The organism is Dysgonomonas reticulitermitis (assembly GCF_054601275.1).
Genome location: NZ_BAAHWU010000060.1, coordinates 1 through 16234, shown reverse-complemented (window position 1 = coordinate 16234; position 16234 = coordinate 1). Strand labels below are relative to the sequence as shown.

15 protein-coding genes are annotated in these 16234 nt (G+C 37.4%); 1 reads left to right on the top strand and 14 read right to left on the bottom strand.

The genetic code is table 11. From position 1 onward, the window contains the following. Positions 1-666: 666 nt before the first annotated feature. Positions 667-1638 (top strand): hypothetical protein, encoded by a 972-nt coding sequence (locus ACYPZI_RS14130; RefSeq protein WP_459602702.1) that lies wholly within the window; start codon positions 667-669, stop codon positions 1636-1638. An 87-nt stretch (positions 1639-1725) separates the two neighbouring features. On the opposite strand, the gene ACYPZI_RS14125 is transcribed toward ACYPZI_RS14130, so the two are convergent. From ACYPZI_RS14125 to ACYPZI_RS14060, 14 genes are all read right to left on the bottom strand, one after another. Continuing rightward, positions 1726-2481 (bottom strand): succinate dehydrogenase/fumarate reductase iron-sulfur subunit, encoded by a 756-nt coding sequence (locus ACYPZI_RS14125; protein WP_459602700.1) that lies wholly within the window; start codon positions 2479-2481, stop codon positions 1726-1728. Positions 2482-2526: 45 nt separating this feature from the next. Then, entirely contained in the window at positions 2527-2880 is a 354-nt protein-coding gene (locus ACYPZI_RS14120) for a four helix bundle protein (protein ID WP_459602698.1), read from the bottom strand. 46 nt (positions 2881-2926) lie between these two features. After that, on the bottom strand, positions 2927-4900 hold the full coding sequence (locus ACYPZI_RS14115) for a fumarate reductase/succinate dehydrogenase flavoprotein subunit (RefSeq protein WP_459602696.1): 1974 nt from the start codon (positions 4898-4900) through the stop codon (positions 2927-2929). A gap of 44 nt (positions 4901-4944) precedes the next feature. Further along, positions 4945-5646: a succinate dehydrogenase cytochrome b subunit gene (locus ACYPZI_RS14110; RefSeq protein ID WP_459602694.1), complete on the bottom strand. Its 702-nt coding sequence runs from the start codon at positions 5644-5646 to the stop codon at positions 4945-4947. Between the two features lie 212 nt (positions 5647-5858). Beyond that, entirely contained in the window at positions 5859-6920 is a 1062-nt protein-coding gene (locus ACYPZI_RS14105) for a glycosyltransferase family 4 protein (RefSeq protein WP_459602693.1), read from the bottom strand. A gap of 7 nt (positions 6921-6927) precedes the next feature. Next, positions 6928-8016, bottom strand: coding sequence for a hypothetical protein (locus ACYPZI_RS14100; RefSeq protein WP_459602691.1), 1089 nt, complete (start codon positions 8014-8016; stop codon positions 6928-6930). Positions 8017-8019: 3 nt separating this feature from the next. Then, positions 8020-9471, bottom strand: coding sequence for an MBOAT family O-acyltransferase (locus ACYPZI_RS14095; RefSeq protein WP_459602689.1), 1452 nt, complete (start codon positions 9469-9471; stop codon positions 8020-8022). Between the two features lie 4 nt (positions 9472-9475). Next, positions 9476-10315 (bottom strand): hypothetical protein, encoded by an 840-nt coding sequence (locus tag ACYPZI_RS14090; RefSeq protein WP_459602687.1) that lies wholly within the window; start codon positions 10313-10315, stop codon positions 9476-9478. A gap of 5 nt (positions 10316-10320) precedes the next feature. Continuing rightward, positions 10321-11349, bottom strand: a complete 1029-nt coding sequence (locus ACYPZI_RS14085) for a GHMP family kinase ATP-binding protein (protein ID WP_459602685.1) — start codon at positions 11347-11349, stop codon at positions 10321-10323. Then, complete coding sequence (locus ACYPZI_RS14080; RefSeq protein ID WP_459602683.1) at positions 11333-11899, bottom strand: D-glycero-alpha-D-manno-heptose-1,7-bisphosphate 7-phosphatase; 567 nt, start codon at positions 11897-11899, stop codon at positions 11333-11335. The genes ACYPZI_RS14085 and ACYPZI_RS14080 overlap by 17 nt, the downstream gene beginning before the upstream one ends. Positions 11900-11910: 11 nt before the next feature. After that, positions 11911-12606, bottom strand: coding sequence for a nucleotidyltransferase family protein (locus tag ACYPZI_RS14075; RefSeq protein WP_459602681.1), 696 nt, complete (start codon positions 12604-12606; stop codon positions 11911-11913). Beyond that, a complete protein-coding gene (locus ACYPZI_RS14070) occupies positions 12603-13877 on the bottom strand; it encodes a hypothetical protein (RefSeq protein WP_459602679.1) in 1275 nt (424 codons plus the stop codon). The genes ACYPZI_RS14075 and ACYPZI_RS14070 overlap by 4 nt, the downstream gene beginning before the upstream one ends. Before the next feature lie 6 nt (positions 13878-13883). Then, the gene (locus tag ACYPZI_RS14065) at positions 13884-14948 is read right to left on the bottom strand and encodes a glycosyltransferase family 2 protein (protein WP_459602677.1); all 1065 of its coding nucleotides are present in this window, start codon (positions 14946-14948) and stop codon (positions 13884-13886) included. Further along, the gene (locus tag ACYPZI_RS14060; protein ID WP_459602675.1) at positions 14945-16009 is read right to left on the bottom strand and encodes a glycosyltransferase; all 1065 of its coding nucleotides are present in this window, start codon (positions 16007-16009) and stop codon (positions 14945-14947) included. Before ACYPZI_RS14060 ends, ACYPZI_RS14065 begins: the two co-directional genes overlap by 4 nt. Positions 16010-16234: the final 225 nt, after the last annotated feature.

Here is a 16234-nt window from a genome sequence, read left to right as displayed (position 1 = left end):
TCTTAAAAAATAAAATACCTTGGTCGGAGACATATATATGTCTTGACCCTAGAGAAAAAAATAAACAGCTTTGCTAAAAATGTGGACAAAATTGTTGGATTTTAATAGAGTATATGAAGAATGGCGCTAGTTTTATCTATAATAGACAATTAGCAAATTAGCGAATTAGCAAATTTGAAAATGAGTGTGGAGTTTGTTACTTTTTAGTTAAAATAAGTACAGATTATTATGTATTGTCGCATATGTTTTTTCTGGTTTGTCATGCTGACGACAGGAAGCATCTCCTGTCTCTCGGGGATCGGGATCCTTCCCTGCGGTAAGGAGGACAAAGAGGGTAGCCGCGCGAGCAAGGGGCTAACAGCTAACAGCTATCGGCTAATTGACTGTAGAAGTTTGTTACATTTTAGTTAAAAAGTTACGAGTTGTTGACTGATCACTATTGACTGTTGACTGATGCGGTTGCGCTAGATTCTTCTGGCAAAAGATAATGATTATGACTATAAAATATCACTGAAAAGACAGTTAAAATAGCTTTTCACAATATTTTATACTATTCTACGTTCCTCTATAACAAACAATAAAAGAGAACTATTTATATAATTACATGCATATTTTGTCGTATATTTGCGCCAAAATACAACAAATACAAAACGCTTAGCCCATTTTATGAAACGCCTTCTATACATACTTTTTATTTCATCTCTTCTCTTAGCCTTTAATAGCTGTGGTGGCTCCGGAGATGATCCTGAAATAATACCGCCAACGCCAACAGGATTTACAAAAGATGATTTGATTGGTACATGGGAAATATATTATTCCCAAAAGGACTTAACCCTCAACGGCAGTTACTATGAGGGATTCCGTGACCCGGAAATGGACGGGTTCCGCACAAAGTTTAACAAAGAAGGTGATATATATAAATTCACTAACTATAACCCTATGCAGGAAGTAGTAGATAAAGGTACTTACGATATTATCGACGGCCATATTGTATTTACTATTACTGAATTTAACGGGAGAGACACCCTATATACTACCAAACAGAATGTAACAAATCTGAAACTAAGCGAAGGATTAATGTATGTCGATTATACTTATTCTCTTGTCGTAGGAGGTCAGCAGTATAAAATATCGGACATCAGACGTCTACGCAATATAGTAACGGCTCCGGGCGCACATCCGAATGTAAATAAAATAATGATCAATTTTGATGATTACGTAGGAACATGGCAAGTATATGCTTATCAGATAATGGTAAATGGGACTCTTAATTATGAGGCTGCTGAAAAGTACTTGGATAAACCTAATATTACCACATTCAAATTCTATTATAACGGGAATGGGCAAAAGGTTGGAGAAAAAATAATTTATTACCCTGTTGAAAATAAAACAATATCCACAGGTGCTATGCCGGTATTGATTGTAGACGATGTCATCCATCTTTCCTTTACAATCCAACTTGACGATGGCAGCCTGAAGAATGATGGTATTTTCTTATGGATAACAGAACGGAAAGCTTATACCGACCCTGAAACAAATAAACAAACTGAAATGATTCTGGATAATGACGTATTTAGGGACGACGAAAAACCTACAGATCTTTACGAGGTACGCAGATACCTTAAAAAGGTTGAATGATAAAGCTTAAAAAACAACAAAAAAATTATAGAAATAAAAAGACGGCAACAATGTTGCCGTCTTTTCAATTATAAGATAATAAAGATATTAATCTTTTATTTTTGCTTTCAAAAATTCGCGATTCATACGAGCGATATTAGCAATAGATACATTCTTAGGACATTGCACTTCACACGCTTGCGTATTTGTACAATTACCAAAACCAAGTTCATCCATTTTCGAAACCATTGCTTTGGCACGGCGGGCAGCCTCGACACGTCCTTGAGGCAGAAGAGCCAGCTGACTTACCTTAGCAGAAACGAACAACATAGCCGAACCATTCTTACATGCAGCAACACAAGCTCCGCAACCAATACAAGAAGCAGCATCCATAGCCTCATCCGCGTCTTTTTTAGGTATAGGTATCGCGTTTGCATCAGGTATACCACCAGTATTGACACTGACATAACCTCCTGCCTGCATAATCTTATCAAAAGCCATACGATCTACCATCAGGTCGCGAATCACAGGGAATCCTGCCGAACGCCAAGGCTCGATTGTGATAGTTTCACCATCCTTGAATTTACGCATATGCAGCTGACATGTTGTAATATCCTCGTCCGGTCCGTGAGGATGCCCGTTAATGTATAAGCTACACATACCGCAAATACCTTCGCGGCAGTCATGATCGAATACTACAGGTTCTTTTCCCTCATTGATCAGATTTTCGTTTAAGATATCAAGCATTTCCAGGAATGAACTCTCTGTTGAAATGCCATCTAACTTATGTGTTTCAAAAGCCCCTTTTACCTGAGGACCTTTTTGACGCCAAACTTTTAATGTTATATTGATTAGTTTTTCCATTTTTTTGAGTTTTTAGATACGAGATACAAGATACAAGATACAAGTTTATTGTTTTAATGAATTTATTAAGGCTGATAACATTTTAATTATTTCGTTAAGTAAAGCATTCAGCGTTTGGTATACAATTTCTGATAAATATTCTAATTCTCTAGAAATTATTATTTGTGTTTCCAATTCCGATGCAGAACCTAAAGCGATGTATACAAAATGTGTGCATTCTTTTTTTGAACCTCTACCGAATCCTTCTGCTATATTGGAAGGTACAGAAACAGATGAACGTCTCATTTGAGATACTAAGCCAAATAACTCTTCATTTGGAAAGGATTTAGTTTCAAGATATATCTGTTTTACCAAACTGATACTCTTCTGCCAAACAATCAAATCCTTATGAGTTCCCATTTTCAAAAACTTGTCTACTCGTTTACTTGTTAACTCGTCAACTGATTTACGCCTTATAATTTCTTTGTTGTCTTACTACGAACTCATAATCAAGAGGTTCTTTTACAAGTTCAGGAGCATCGTTGTCACCCTGATACTTCCAACAAGCAACATAAGAATAATGCTCATCGTCACGCATAGCTTCACCCTCTGGAGTTTGGAATTCTTCGCGGAAGTGTCCACCACAAGATTCATTGCGATTTAGACCATCATAAGCCATCAATAGTCCGATTTCGATAAAGTCGGCTAAACGCAATGCTTTTTCAAGTTCTGTATTCAGATCTGACACTTCTCCCGGAATACGCACATTAGACCAGAATTCTTTTTTTACCGCTTTCAATTCCTCGATAGCCTTTTCCAAAGATTCTTTAGTCCGTGCCATACCAACCTTGTCCCACATAATGTGTCCAAGTTGCTTATGAATAGAATCTACAGAACGATTGCCTTTTATACTCATTAGTTTGGCAACTTTCTCTTTAACCTCAAGTTCTGCCTTTTCAAATTCAGGAAGATCTGTACTGAAACGAGGTACGGAGATCTGGTCGGCAAGATAATTTTGAATAGTATATGGCAATACGAAATACCCGTCAGCCAGTCCTTGCATCAAAGCCGATGCTCCCAGACGGTTAGCTCCATGATCTGAAAAGTTAGCTTCCCCTAGCGCAAATAACCCCTTAACGGAAGTCATCAATTCGTAGTCAACCCAGATACCACCCATTGTGTAGTGGATAGCAGGATAAATCATCATCGGAGTTTCATATGGATTTTCGTCCACGATCTTTTCATACATCTGGAACAAGTTGCCATATTTAGCTTCTACCACATTTTTACCAAGCCGGTTAATTGCATCTGCAAAATCAAGATAAACGGCCAAACCGGTAGAGCCAACACCAAAACCTGCGTCACATCTCTCCTTCGCGGCACGTGAAGCCACGTCGCGAGGAACCAGATTACCGAAAGCAGGATAACGTCTTTCCAGATAATAATCCCTATCCTCTTCTTTTATTTGAGTTGGTTTCAATTTACCTGCACGAATTGCTTCAGCATCTTCTTTTTTCTTAGGTACCCAAATACGCCCGTCGTTACGAAGCGATTCGGACATCAATGTCAGTTTCGACTGAAACTCGCCATGTACAGGGATACATGTAGGGTGGATTTGAGCAAAACAAGGATTAGCAAAATATGCTCCTCTTTTATAACATTGTATTGCCGATGACCCATTCGATCCCATTGCATTTGTAGAAAGGAAGAATGCATTCCCGTATCCTCCGGTTGCTATAACTACCGCATGTGCGGCAAAACGCTCCAATTTACCTGTTACAAGGTTGCGGGCAATAATACCGCGAGCGCGTTCTTCTCCTTTATCGTCCTTAACAAGAACGACATCAACCATTTCGTAACGGGTATATAGCTTTACACTACCCTTGTTCACCTGACGGCTAAGTGCTGAATAAGCACCTAACAATAATTGTTGTCCGGTTTGTCCTTTAGCGTAGAAAGTACGGGAAACCTGCGCCCCGCCGAATGAACGGTTATCAAGCAAACCACCATATTCGCGAGCAAAAGGAACACCTTGTGCAACACACTGGTCGATGATACTATTTGCTACCTCAGCCAAACGATGAACGTTTGCTTCGCGTGCACGGTAGTCACCACCTTTGATTGTATCGTAGAACAGACGGTAAACCGAATCGCCGTCGTTTTGATAATTCTTCGCAGCATTTATACCTCCCTGAGCAGCAATCGAGTGTGCACGGCGAGGAGAATCCTGAATACAGAAGTTCAACACATTGAATCCCATTTCACCGAGGGACGCGGCGGCCGATGCTCCGGCAAGACCTGTTCCTACCACAATGATATCGAGACGTCTCTTGTTGGCAGGATTCACCAATTTCTGGTGAGCCTTGTAGTTGGTCCATTTTTCTGCCAATGGTCCTTCAGGTATTTTTGAATCTTTTTTTGGATCTAGTATATTACTCATATCTATTGTTCTTTAATCTTTAAACAAAAATAATCACTGTCTACTTAAACAAAGGGACAAAATAAATGTCTTGCGTAAAAGTAGAGGGTTACAAAAGCAAATGCCAGACAAATAACAGTAGCAACCACTTGTGAAACGACTTTCCAACGGTTCATCCATATAAGGTTATTCCATCCGATAGTTTGGATAGCGCTCCAAAAACCGTGAGACAGGTGAAACCACAAAGCTATATACCACACAATATAAGCCACAACAACCCACGCTTGACTGAAGTAGTATTGGATAAATGCAGCACCATCCTGAGGTGATACTAATTTGCCGCCCAATTCGACTTCGTGATGTCCTATTAATTCGGTAAACATCATTTTGTACCAAAATTGGCTGAAGTGAAGTACCATAAATCCGATAACAATCACTCCCAGAACAAACATGTTTTGTGATGCCCACTCCACATTTTTAGGACGCACGCTAACCACATAAGCATCGTGTCCGCGAGCTTTGCGATTCTGAACAGTGAGAATCAAAGCATAAATGAAATGGATGGCAACAAGCCCACCCAAAGCTATAGTACCGGCTACTGCATACCAATTAGCCCCAAGCAAAGAGCAAATTGTGTTGTAAGCATCTGCTGAAAACACCGCTGTAACATTCATCGCAGCATGGAACAGCAAAAACAAAACAAGAGCGATACCGGTAATACTCATTATCAGCTTCTTTCCAATAGAAGAATTAAGTAACCAACTCATAAATCAAAATTGTTTTTAGTTATTTAGAATAGTTAATTTTTAGTTGCAAATTATAGAAAATAACCATATGGTATTACTTTTTTCTATTACTATACAAAAATAGATTAAATTAAGGGATTTTCAAAGGAAAAGCACATCCATTTTGATGAAATTGTAAAATGACAGAACAATCCGTTGAGGCTCTTTTTCAGGGTAAAACAAATATTTTATCTTTATGAAAATCTTTGTGCAAGTTCATATACTTGTTTAGCCGACTTTTCCCACGAATAGTTTTTAATTTGCCCCAAACCTTTTAACCGTAAATCTTGTCTCAACTTTTCGTCTTCCAACAGTTTATTTATCTGAGATGTGATATCCGGTACATTATATGGATCGACATATAAAGCTGCGTCGCCACTAACTTCCCTCAGAGCCGGAATATCTGAATTAATGACAGGACATCCATATGTCATCGACTCCAATGGAGGAAGCCCGAACCCTTCATATAAAGAGGGGTATACAGAGAGTAATGCATCCTGATACATTTTTTGCAAAGCATCATCGGGTATATAACCCGGAAGGTGCACATTCTCGCTTATCAGCTTCTGCATATCGGGTGTATTGAATGCCTTAAACGACATTCCTATAATATACAACTTAATAGATTTATCGTTTATTTTCTCAAATGCTTCGACCAATCGTATAAAGTTTTTCCGGGGATCCATCGTAGATACGGCAATGATATATTTCTCCCTATCCGGATCGGGCTGATAATTTAATATCTCGTCTTTAGCCGGTTTATTTCGAAATGGAACATTACTATGTATGACATGTATTTTGTTTACATCCAATCCTAAAGTATCGACAATCTCATTTTTTGAAAATTCACTTACAGTTAATATAGCGTGAGCTTTATGCCCGATACGGGGCATCATAAAATGATAGAACCGGTAATAGTTTTTTGAAAACCATTCCGGATAACGCTCATGCGACACATCGTGGATAGTCATTATCTGATTGGTATAGTTGAGAGGGCCACACCCTGTAAAACTTATCAGAAGAGGGCTACCTATACTTTTCAAATAACGGGGCAAAGATATTTGCTCCCACAGATGCGTGTTGAGAGAGCCACATTTCACAGTTCTGAAACTGAATTTATAATCAGGATGAATTTCCTGGGGTATAGCTACATGGAAGTCTACTCCCATTTCGTGCAACTGATTACAAATTTCAAAGGCATAGCGGTGTACTCCTGTCACTTTTTGCGTTAAATATCTTCCATTTACTACAAACATATCTTATTTATTTTAGCCAATCGTTATTTTGTTCGACAAATATGTTTACTAAACTATCTACTTTTTGCAACCTGTAATCTATATCTGACGAATCAAGCGTATAGACAGGATTATTTATATTCTCTAGGATTTTATCCGATATGGCTGGATTAAAATGGGTAATATCCGCATAATAATTCAAATCGGTAATCTCATCTATATCGAAAAAGAAAGCTATTCTTACGTTATTATATTTACTTATCGAATGTTCTATATAGCGGGTAAACTCCATAAACTCGTCATAGTAGCCCCGTTGTTTTGCATGATACCAATACAGGGCTGAGTATGGAGGCATCACAAAAATATATTCGGCATCCGGATATTTGTCAGGCGACATTCTAGCCAGCATACTATCGAGACGGTTTTGCATACGCGGTCGCATATCTTCCAATGATTGTTCCGAAACCGTCCAACCACTAAGATATAATTGTTTTACATAGTCAGCGCCATAATGCACATCGAGACTTGTATTACCCACATTATCGATATTGGTTTTCATATCATACTCAGGGGTAATGTTCTTTTTGTCTTTAAGATAGATGGTAAGTCCAATATCTATTGGAGTAAACCGAACAAATGTTTCATATCCGTACAAGTATTTAAGCTTATTGATAATCCCGTCTTCATACAGATATTGCGGATATCGAACCTCTTCAAAAGTTGTATTAAATGGAGGAATATCGATATTGATGATGAACGTTTTCACTTGTTCTTTCTTTATGAAAGAGTAAATATATTCCATTTCCAGGCAGTTCATCCCTCCTGTTGAGAGTTTTACCGGCTTGTAGTCTGCATTGATATTCCGCAAAATATTCAGATTAAAATTCTGCGTCATAGAAGAGCCCAAAACGACAACATTGTAATCATAATTTTTAGATAATCCTCCTGTTATAAAACGTGGATTTAAAAAGTACCGGGTATCGGGTTTTGCCCTAAATTGGAAAAACGGATCTACAATATAGCTTATCAGACCTATGCACATCAAGGCAACAAGGCATACTATTGTAAAAATAGTAATAAACCTTTTTGATGAATATTTTTTCTTTGATGTCTGCATACTCTAAAAATTGAAATAGATAAACGCTCCTACCCGGGAAAAATGAACGATAGAAAAGGCCAAAAGAAGAGCCGTAATAACCGCATTCTTTATTGTCGGTCGAAACTCATTGTATTTGTCGATACTGTTTTTAGGATAAATAAAAACAAGAGCGGCTAGTATCACTATAATAGTAATAACGTATATTACAGCCAAAATATCAGGGTACGATATATTGGTATTGAAAGCTAGCCCGGATATGCCGGCAAAAGAGATATTTCCGGGCAGGAACATTCTTTTGAGAAATACCAATGCTTGCTCTAAACTCGTAGATCTAAACAGCACCCATGCTGCATTGACAAACATGAACGTAAAAAATATACGGATGAAAGGCGGGACTTTCTCAATCTGTTTTTCAAATAACTTCTCAAATACGCGGACTATACCGTGTGCAATACCCCAGATTATAAAGGTCCATGCAGCGCCATGCCAAATTCCACTAACCAAAAACACCATGAACAAGTTGAAGCATGTGCGGGACATACCCTTTCTGTTTCCTCCAAGAGGGAAATAAACAAGGACAGCCAAAGAGCGCCCTAAAGTGATATGCCATCGCTTCCAAAATTCTGTAATACTTTTCGATTTGTATGGTGAATAGAAGTTTACAGGCAAGTTAATATTGAACATCTTACCTAAACCGATAGCCATATCGGAATATCCGCTAAAATCGAAAAAGATTTGGAATGTATAAGCCAAAGAACCAAGCCATGCAGTGCCAAAGGAAAGACTTGAAGGCTCATAATATGCACAGTATACTAAACCTTCTAAAGTATCAGCTATTACGGCTTTTTTAAAGACACCTATTGCAAAAATGAAAAGCCCTTTGGAGAAGTTGTCCGGATTAAAGAAACGGTTCTTTTCGTCCTGAAACTGAGGCACCACATCCTTTAAGAAGGTAATAGGCCCCATAGCCATCTTCGGAAAGAAGACGACAAATAACGAATAATCCATAAAGTCAGGAACTTTCTCCTGCTTTTTCCAAATGTCTATTAAGTAAGCTATTTGCTGGAATGTAAAAAAGCTGATACCTAAAGGAAGGATTATATATTTAAGTGTGAAATGGGTATCAAAAGCATAGTTTATATTCTCCAGGAAAAAGTTGTAGTATTTGTAATAGCCGAGCAATCCTATATTGAAAAGAACACCAAGTACAAACAGAGCTTTTCGGAAAAGAACCTTTTTTATATTCTGAACACCCAGAGAAACAGAGTAATTGATTGTAACAGATGAAAGGATCAGCCAGATATACCATAAATGTTTAAACCCCTCGAAAAAAAGAGCTCCGTAAAAAATAAGAGAAGCTATAATAAGAAAACATTGTTGCGTTCTTCTTGTGACATACTTCGCCATGCCAAAGTAGAACAGAAGCAACAATGGCAGAAAAACCAGTACAAAACCATAGGAGGAGAATATCATAAACTTAGTTCTGTATTATTTCTTTATATGTCTTTTTACTGTACCAACTTCTTTTGAGAAAGCATTTGCTTAACCCTATCCAAAACTTCATTTTGAAACGGTTCCAATATTTATTTTCTGTTTTCGCCTCAGGAAAGAAGTCGAATCCGGCAAGAATATTGAAATAACGTTTCTTCTGCTCCATTCCGCCTTTCAAAAATTCGATATGATGTGTTACCGTCTTCGATTTCGGAAACACATAGAATCGCCCTTCTTTTATATTCGGGACATACGGATATTTATATTTCACGTAACTTGGAACATGCACCGGCATATTTTCTTTTATCCACATATATTTCCGATCAGTATCGCGCAAGAAATTTGCAATATGACATTCGGGGAATAATTCGAAATCGAATATTCCGGGATTAGTTCTTATATAGTCCGTTTTAATTATTGCAAAGTCTGTAGCCAAAGCATAATATTTGTCGTACCAATCGGCACTGGCCCAAACAGTATCGGTATTCTCTGACAGTCGTTTTATATATTTAGATATGATCCCGTCTTTATACATCCAGGTATCGGCTTCCAGTATCAGTGTATACTGACAGTCTTCCGGAATATATTTGCTACCCTCCATCAGCAATTGAGAATTGCCTTTTCTATGTCCGGCATTTTCCTGTAAAATGACGAGTTTATCTATTAAAGGCAATGACTCGGGTAAAATTTCAAAACCATTACTTTTGCCATTGCTCACTACTATGACATAGTAATCGTTGCTTTTCCATGTCTCGGATATAACACGGAGATTATATTTCAGATCGTCAATTCTGTCATAAACACGTATGAGTACCGCTACCTTCATTTACTTTATTTCGTGTGCCAAGTTTCCAAACCTTTCTTCGTAAAGGAATAGGGCTGAATGCTCCCGCCCAAACAGTGAAGAGCCTGGGCTACTGCAAATTTCGTATTTCCCGGGCAATAGAAGAAAATATAACCGCCTCCTCCGGCACCCGATATTTTACCACCGGTAGAACCTGCCGAGATAGCAGTATTATACAATTCTTCGAAGATGGGAGTAGTAATGCCCTCAGCCATATCTCTTTTGTAAGTCCAGCCCCGATGTAAAATATAGCCTATCTCATCAAGATTGTTTTTGAGAATGGCTTCTTTTATTTCGTATGCCTGTTTCTTTATTTGATGCATCGCATCGAGCGATTTCTCTTTTTGGTTCTTGACGTTTTGTTGTTGTTTTGCAATTATATCACCGGAATTTCTACTTGTGTTTGTGTAATAAAGAAGTAGATTATTAGACAACTCGTTAATTATTTCGTTGCGGATACGTAGCGGATTTACGATTACCTTGTTGTCGCCGTAGAACTCCATGAAGTTAAATCCCCCGAATGCAGCGGCATACTGATCTTGTTTTCCTCCTGCATGCATAAGGTCTTCCCTCTCTATTTGGTATGCGAGGAAAGCTAAATCGTATTCACCCAAAGGTAAAGATAACCATTCGGTATATGCTCCTAATATAGCAACAGCCAATGTCGAAGATGTTCCCAATCCCGAACCGAAAGGCGCTTCCATAGCACAAGTAAGAGTCAATGATAAGGGCTTCTTTATAAAATCCTTTACAACCCTGTTATATAAACCTTTCATCAAGTCGGCTTTATCGTTTTCAATGGTAAGTTCGATTGCCGAATCGTATATATATTCCTCATTGGTTTGAGGTATGCGAAATACGATCTTATTGTCGTCGCGTGGTTCTATATTGGCATAAGCATACAGGCTTATTGTAGCATTGAGTATACATCCTCCAAATATATCCGAGTAAGGCGACACGTCTGTTCCTCCTCCTGCCAAACCTATCCTGAAGGGTGCTTTACTTCTTATTATCATTTTCTAAAAAGTTTGTTCTACTTAAATATTCTGCAAACTTATACAGATTTTCGTAATATGCATCTACCTGCTTATAGATTTTATCCTCTTTGGGATACTTGTTTCCCACTAAAACAGTATACATACCAAGTTTGTTTCCAAATTCTATATCCGATTTACTGTTACCAACCATTACCGATTGCCGGACATTGACATCAGGAAAATCGCGCTGTGCCTGAAAGGCCATGCCTATATTCGGTTTCCTGTTTATTGAAAAAGAATCTGTATCGGTACATATATATATATTCGATATTTTACCTCCCGCTTTTTCTATTTCGCCCGACATATAGTCATGTACTTCTTGCAGGCTGCCGGCACTCATTATTCCACGACCAACACCCCTCTGGTTAGTTATCACAAATATATGGTCAAACTTCCGGGCAAGCTCCGCGATAGCTATTAAGCTGCGTTCAATAAAAACAAATTCGGAAATATCTTTTACATAATCGTCAGGACGCTCTTCATTAATCACTCCATCTCTATCCAAAAAAAGATATTTATACTGATTCATGGCAAACAATATTATTTCAAACTAAAATCTTTATTGGCTTTCTCAAAATCGGAAGGGATGCCAATATCTATAAAGTAATTATCAAAGTCCCGGCCATATATCTCTATATCGTGAAGGTGAGCCTCCATAATATCTTTTTCGAAAGAGAATTTTTCAGGTAAATCGAACGACGAAAAAATATCTTTATTTATAAGATACACTCCCCCATTGATAAGACCTTTGTCGCAATACTGCTTTTCGTTAAAACGGGTAATACGTTCTTTATCATTCAATTCAACCGATCCATAACGATCAAAACCGGTCATCGGTTTAAGAGCCAACGATATTGAAGCATTCTTTTCGGAATGAAAATCAGAGAGAACATCTGTATTTATATCGAAAAAAGTATCTCCGTTTATCACATATGCCGACTCTCCGAAAACTTGCCGGAAAGCCAGTTTAATGGCTCCTCCTGTACCTAGAGGCTCATCCTCTTTAACATAAGATATTTGAAATGGAAATGTTTTGTTTTCGAGCCATTCTAATACAACATCGGCTTTATATCCTAACGATAGTATTACATGTCCGAAAGCTTCCTTATTGGCATAATTAAACAAATGGTAAAGAAATGGTTCCCCTGCTACTTCAGCCATACATTTAGGCACATCTTTTACTACGCTTTGCAAGCGAGTTCCAAGTCCGCCAGCCAAAATAATACATTCTTTCATTCGGTCGTTTCTACGGTTGTTTTAAATTTAGGTAATACAAATTCACTTTTCTTATGGATTTTCGGATAGTATATATAGTATTTGTAAAACATAAAAAAGAAGAAAATACCATACAAAACAAAATTAAGGTCTATCCAACCTTTGAAATTAAGAACCATCGTATACAGAACCATCGTTAAAGCAAAGATATTCACCCCCCAGTCTTTTGTATAACTGAGTTTTATGATAAAAAATTGATACAGGAAGAAAAGAAGAGTTCCCGGAATACCTACATAGAAGAAAAGCCGGGAATATCCGACATCACTACCCCAGAAACCCATATCTCCTTTACCGAATACAATTGTATGTAAATCCTCGGGAAAAATGAGCATTTCTTCAAGCCCATTAGAGGATTTTGTTTCCAACCGTCCATGTTCGAGAAAGTTTGTAAATAGTTCGAAAGCCCATGTCGAAAATCCTGAAAAGTAAGACATTGCAAAAACGTATCCGGCGATCATAAGGAAGGAAGATGCTATAATAAACTTTTTTGCCTGCTTCTTTACCGATCTGTTATCTTTTAGGTATAAGACAGCAATAAGAGCGAGTCCGAGAGCCATCCCGACAACGGTAGTCCGAGCCATGAACAACCCAATATAGAACATAAATACATAACAGGCGACAAGCAATATAAACCCCTTAGTGCTAAGCTTCATCCGGATCAACAAATATGACGCTGCTATCAAACCGATACCACTCAACGCTCCAGCACCAAAAAAACCGATTCCGTAGCCCATGAGACGTTGGCCTCCGGCTTCATCCATAATTTCTTCTGTATATTCTCCCTGCATCTGCAAAGAGAAAAAGAAATCGTGAATACCCTCGTTCAAGTACATAAGAAAAGCAATCAAAGACTGTAGTGTTATGGCTGCTACTATATACAAAAGAAATGTATTAAATGTCGGTTTTTTATGTACCTTAAATATGGATAATACGAGCAGATATGCTGTAAAAAACCATGCAATTTGAGTTCTAAAATAACCAATAGTATATCCGTCAGGAGCCTTATTTATCCAGGATAAGCTATAGTAAATAAAAAATAAAACAAATAAACCTGCCAATGCTGTGACTGCTTCCCTGAATGGAAAACGATGATAAGCATATAAACCCAATCCGACTATACCGGCCAAAGCAACAAAAGAAGAACCATTCACTTCGAGAGCCTGCGGATATATGAAGTAAAACATCAATATCAGCGGCAGAAGCATTGGTATCATCTCTTTAACTTTTGGCATGCTAGTTTATTTGAATACAAGTTTGTAAATAAGGGACTTTTTATATTTGAGCTTAAAAGTACACTTTGTATAAAAAACTGCAAAATCCCTGGCTGTATAATTTTCCTCAATATACAATGAAGATTCCTTCAGCCGGTTCACAACCTTAAGCCCTAAACGGGAATTTGCACACAGTCTTAACCAATGTACCGATAATAATTTCAACAAATATTCTCCATCGCAAAATGGTTTATCTTTATTAAGCTTTATCAATAAGAGCATCAATTGCTCACATTTATCTATATAACCGAAAGATGATTTGGAGGGAACACATTCCGCAACAGATGCATATATATCAAGAGAATCATCATCGGCCGGTAATCCTAACTGTAGACAATGTATTTTAAAAACTTTCTTCTTGTTTTCCAATTGAAGAGCCTCATGCAACGATGATATCTGATGCTGATGCACCCTGTATAATAACAGGGGTTCATTTATATTTCCAATCTTTGTCTTATATATAGCTTGTGACCAAAGAGCATAGTCTTCGACATGCAGGTATTCCGGTTCAAATTTTAGTCCCAGTTCTGTAAATACACGTTTGCGTATCATAACAGCCGGATGACATATACCGGATTTAAAAAGTATGTAGGCTCTCAATTCCTTATCGAGTAACGGGCTGTGATGCAGATCTTTTTTATTAGGATTCTCTGATCGAAAAGCATAAAATAATGTACTGACAATACCATGGTCTTTATTCTTCTCCAAAAACCCGACTTCTTTTTCTATTCTCGTTGGTAATGAAATATCATCAGCATCCATACGGGCTATATACTCGCCTTCGCACAAAGCAATACCTTTGTTCAACGTTTGGATGAGTTTTAGATTTTCTTCGTTGTTAACAATTTTTATACGAGAATCTTGCTTCGCCAATTGTATCAATAAATCACCGGTACTATCTGTCGAACAGTCATTAATCGCTATAATCTCCAGATTCTTATAAGTCTGATTCGAGATAGAACTTACGGCCTCTACTACATATTTTTCAACATTGTAGCAGGGAATTAAAACAGATACTAGCGGCTGATTCATTTCTTGTTGGTAACTATTTCATTATAGACTGCCATATAACGGCCGACCATCTTTTCGACTGCAAAGTTAGCAAGATATGATTTTCTGGCATAATCCGACATCTCTTTTTGTGTTTTTTCGTCAGAGAGTATTTTTTTTATTTTTTCTGTAAAGAGCTCTGTCTTGTTCTCCAAAGCATACCCGTTTTTACCATCCAGCACTTCAGTTATTCCTCCTACTTGTGAAGCAACAACAGGTACCCCAAAAGCTAAAGCTTCTAATAAAGATATGGGAAGCCCTTCATAGTTGGATGTAAGGATAAACAAATCGGCATACCGGAGATAAGAGAATGCTGAATGTGCTTCTCCAAGGCAAAATACATTCGGGGGTAAATTCTTCACTTCATCTTTATTCCCAATCCAGACAAATGCATATTGAGGGACACTCTTTGCGATGTCGACAAACAGATCGAACTTTTTTTGCTTCGATATCCGGGATATGCACATCACAGTTTTGGGAAAAGTCTGCTTAATTTTTTCTAAATCCGATGTTATCATATCATTCTTATCTATTGTAAGCATATGATGATCTGCAACACCATTATATATACATTCTACATTTTTATATATTCCTTCCTCCTGCATCATATCTACATCGTACTGACTTACTCCCACTATGCGAAAAGCTCTATTTTTCAGAATCTTTTCAATAGTAAGAAATTTCCGGAAAGCCATACGTATGGAATCGAATCCATGTACTGTATAAACAATTTTCCGGGAACTGAAAGCCAAACGCCCTAACACTCCCATTTTAGATGAATGAAGGTGTACAACATCCGGTCTGTATTTTATGCGATAATATAACAATTTAAAGAAAAGTGAGAGATCTTTTAAGGATACTTCTTTTCTATGTCCATTCAGCTTAAGGCGTATAAAATTATTTTCCAGATCGCTCCAGGCTTCACCATTACCTCCATATAGGATAAACAATTCGTGTTCAGGACTAAGGTTTCTAACTATATCCGCGACTATAGTCTGGGCACCACCGTATTCAGATACTGTTATAATCTGAAATATTCTCATCTTATAATACTTAACATTATGATTTCAAATACAAATATACTATTTTTATATTTGAAGATAAGATACCTTATCTATTTATCAGATTATTTTATATTATATAATAGAGTTTATATTGAATAAGAGTTTATTTTAATTGATTATCAAGTATTTACAAAATAATATATTTTTTAATATACTGAAAATAAGCAGTTTGATATTTTTTAATTATAACTAATTGATAATCAT

Excerpts from the sequence above, each read along its gene's own strand:
- ACYPZI_RS14085 (WP_459602685.1), bottom strand. The coding sequence starts at position 11,349 with ATGATAATAAGAAGTAAAGCACCCTTCAGGATAGGTTTGGCAGGAGGA.
- ACYPZI_RS14090 (WP_459602687.1), bottom strand. The coding sequence starts at position 10,315 with ATGAAGGTAGCGGTACTCATACGTGTTTATGACAGAATTGACGATCTG.
- ACYPZI_RS14060 (WP_459602675.1), bottom strand. The coding sequence starts at position 16,009 with ATGAGAATATTTCAGATTATAACAGTATCTGAATACGGTGGTGCCCAG.
- ACYPZI_RS14075 (WP_459602681.1), bottom strand. The coding sequence starts at position 12,606 with ATGAAAGAATGTATTATTTTGGCTGGCGGACTTGGAACTCGCTTGCAA.
- ACYPZI_RS14070 (WP_459602679.1), bottom strand. The coding sequence starts at position 13,877 with ATGCCAAAAGTTAAAGAGATGATACCAATGCTTCTGCCGCTGATATTG.
- ACYPZI_RS14105 (WP_459602693.1), bottom strand. The coding sequence starts at position 6,920 with ATGTTTGTAGTAAATGGAAGATATTTAACGCAAAAAGTGACAGGAGTA.
- ACYPZI_RS14065 (WP_459602677.1), bottom strand. The coding sequence starts at position 14,948 with ATGAATCAGCCGCTAGTATCTGTTTTAATTCCCTGCTACAATGTTGAA.
- ACYPZI_RS14115 (WP_459602696.1), bottom strand. The coding sequence starts at position 4,900 with ATGAGTAATATACTAGATCCAAAAAAAGATTCAAAAATACCTGAAGGA.
- ACYPZI_RS14100 (WP_459602691.1), bottom strand. The coding sequence starts at position 8,016 with ATGCAGACATCAAAGAAAAAATATTCATCAAAAAGGTTTATTACTATT.
- ACYPZI_RS14130 (WP_459602702.1), top strand. The coding sequence starts at position 667 with ATGAAACGCCTTCTATACATACTTTTTATTTCATCTCTTCTCTTAGCC.
- ACYPZI_RS14110 (WP_459602694.1), bottom strand. The coding sequence starts at position 5,646 with ATGAGTTGGTTACTTAATTCTTCTATTGGAAAGAAGCTGATAATGAGT.
- ACYPZI_RS14125 (WP_459602700.1), bottom strand. The coding sequence starts at position 2,481 with ATGGAAAAACTAATCAATATAACATTAAAAGTTTGGCGTCAAAAAGGT.
- ACYPZI_RS14080 (WP_459602683.1), bottom strand. The coding sequence starts at position 11,899 with ATGAATCAGTATAAATATCTTTTTTTGGATAGAGATGGAGTGATTAAT.
- ACYPZI_RS14120 (WP_459602698.1), bottom strand. The coding sequence starts at position 2,880 with ATGGGAACTCATAAGGATTTGATTGTTTGGCAGAAGAGTATCAGTTTG.
- ACYPZI_RS14095 (WP_459602689.1), bottom strand. The coding sequence starts at position 9,471 with ATGATATTCTCCTCCTATGGTTTTGTACTGGTTTTTCTGCCATTGTTG.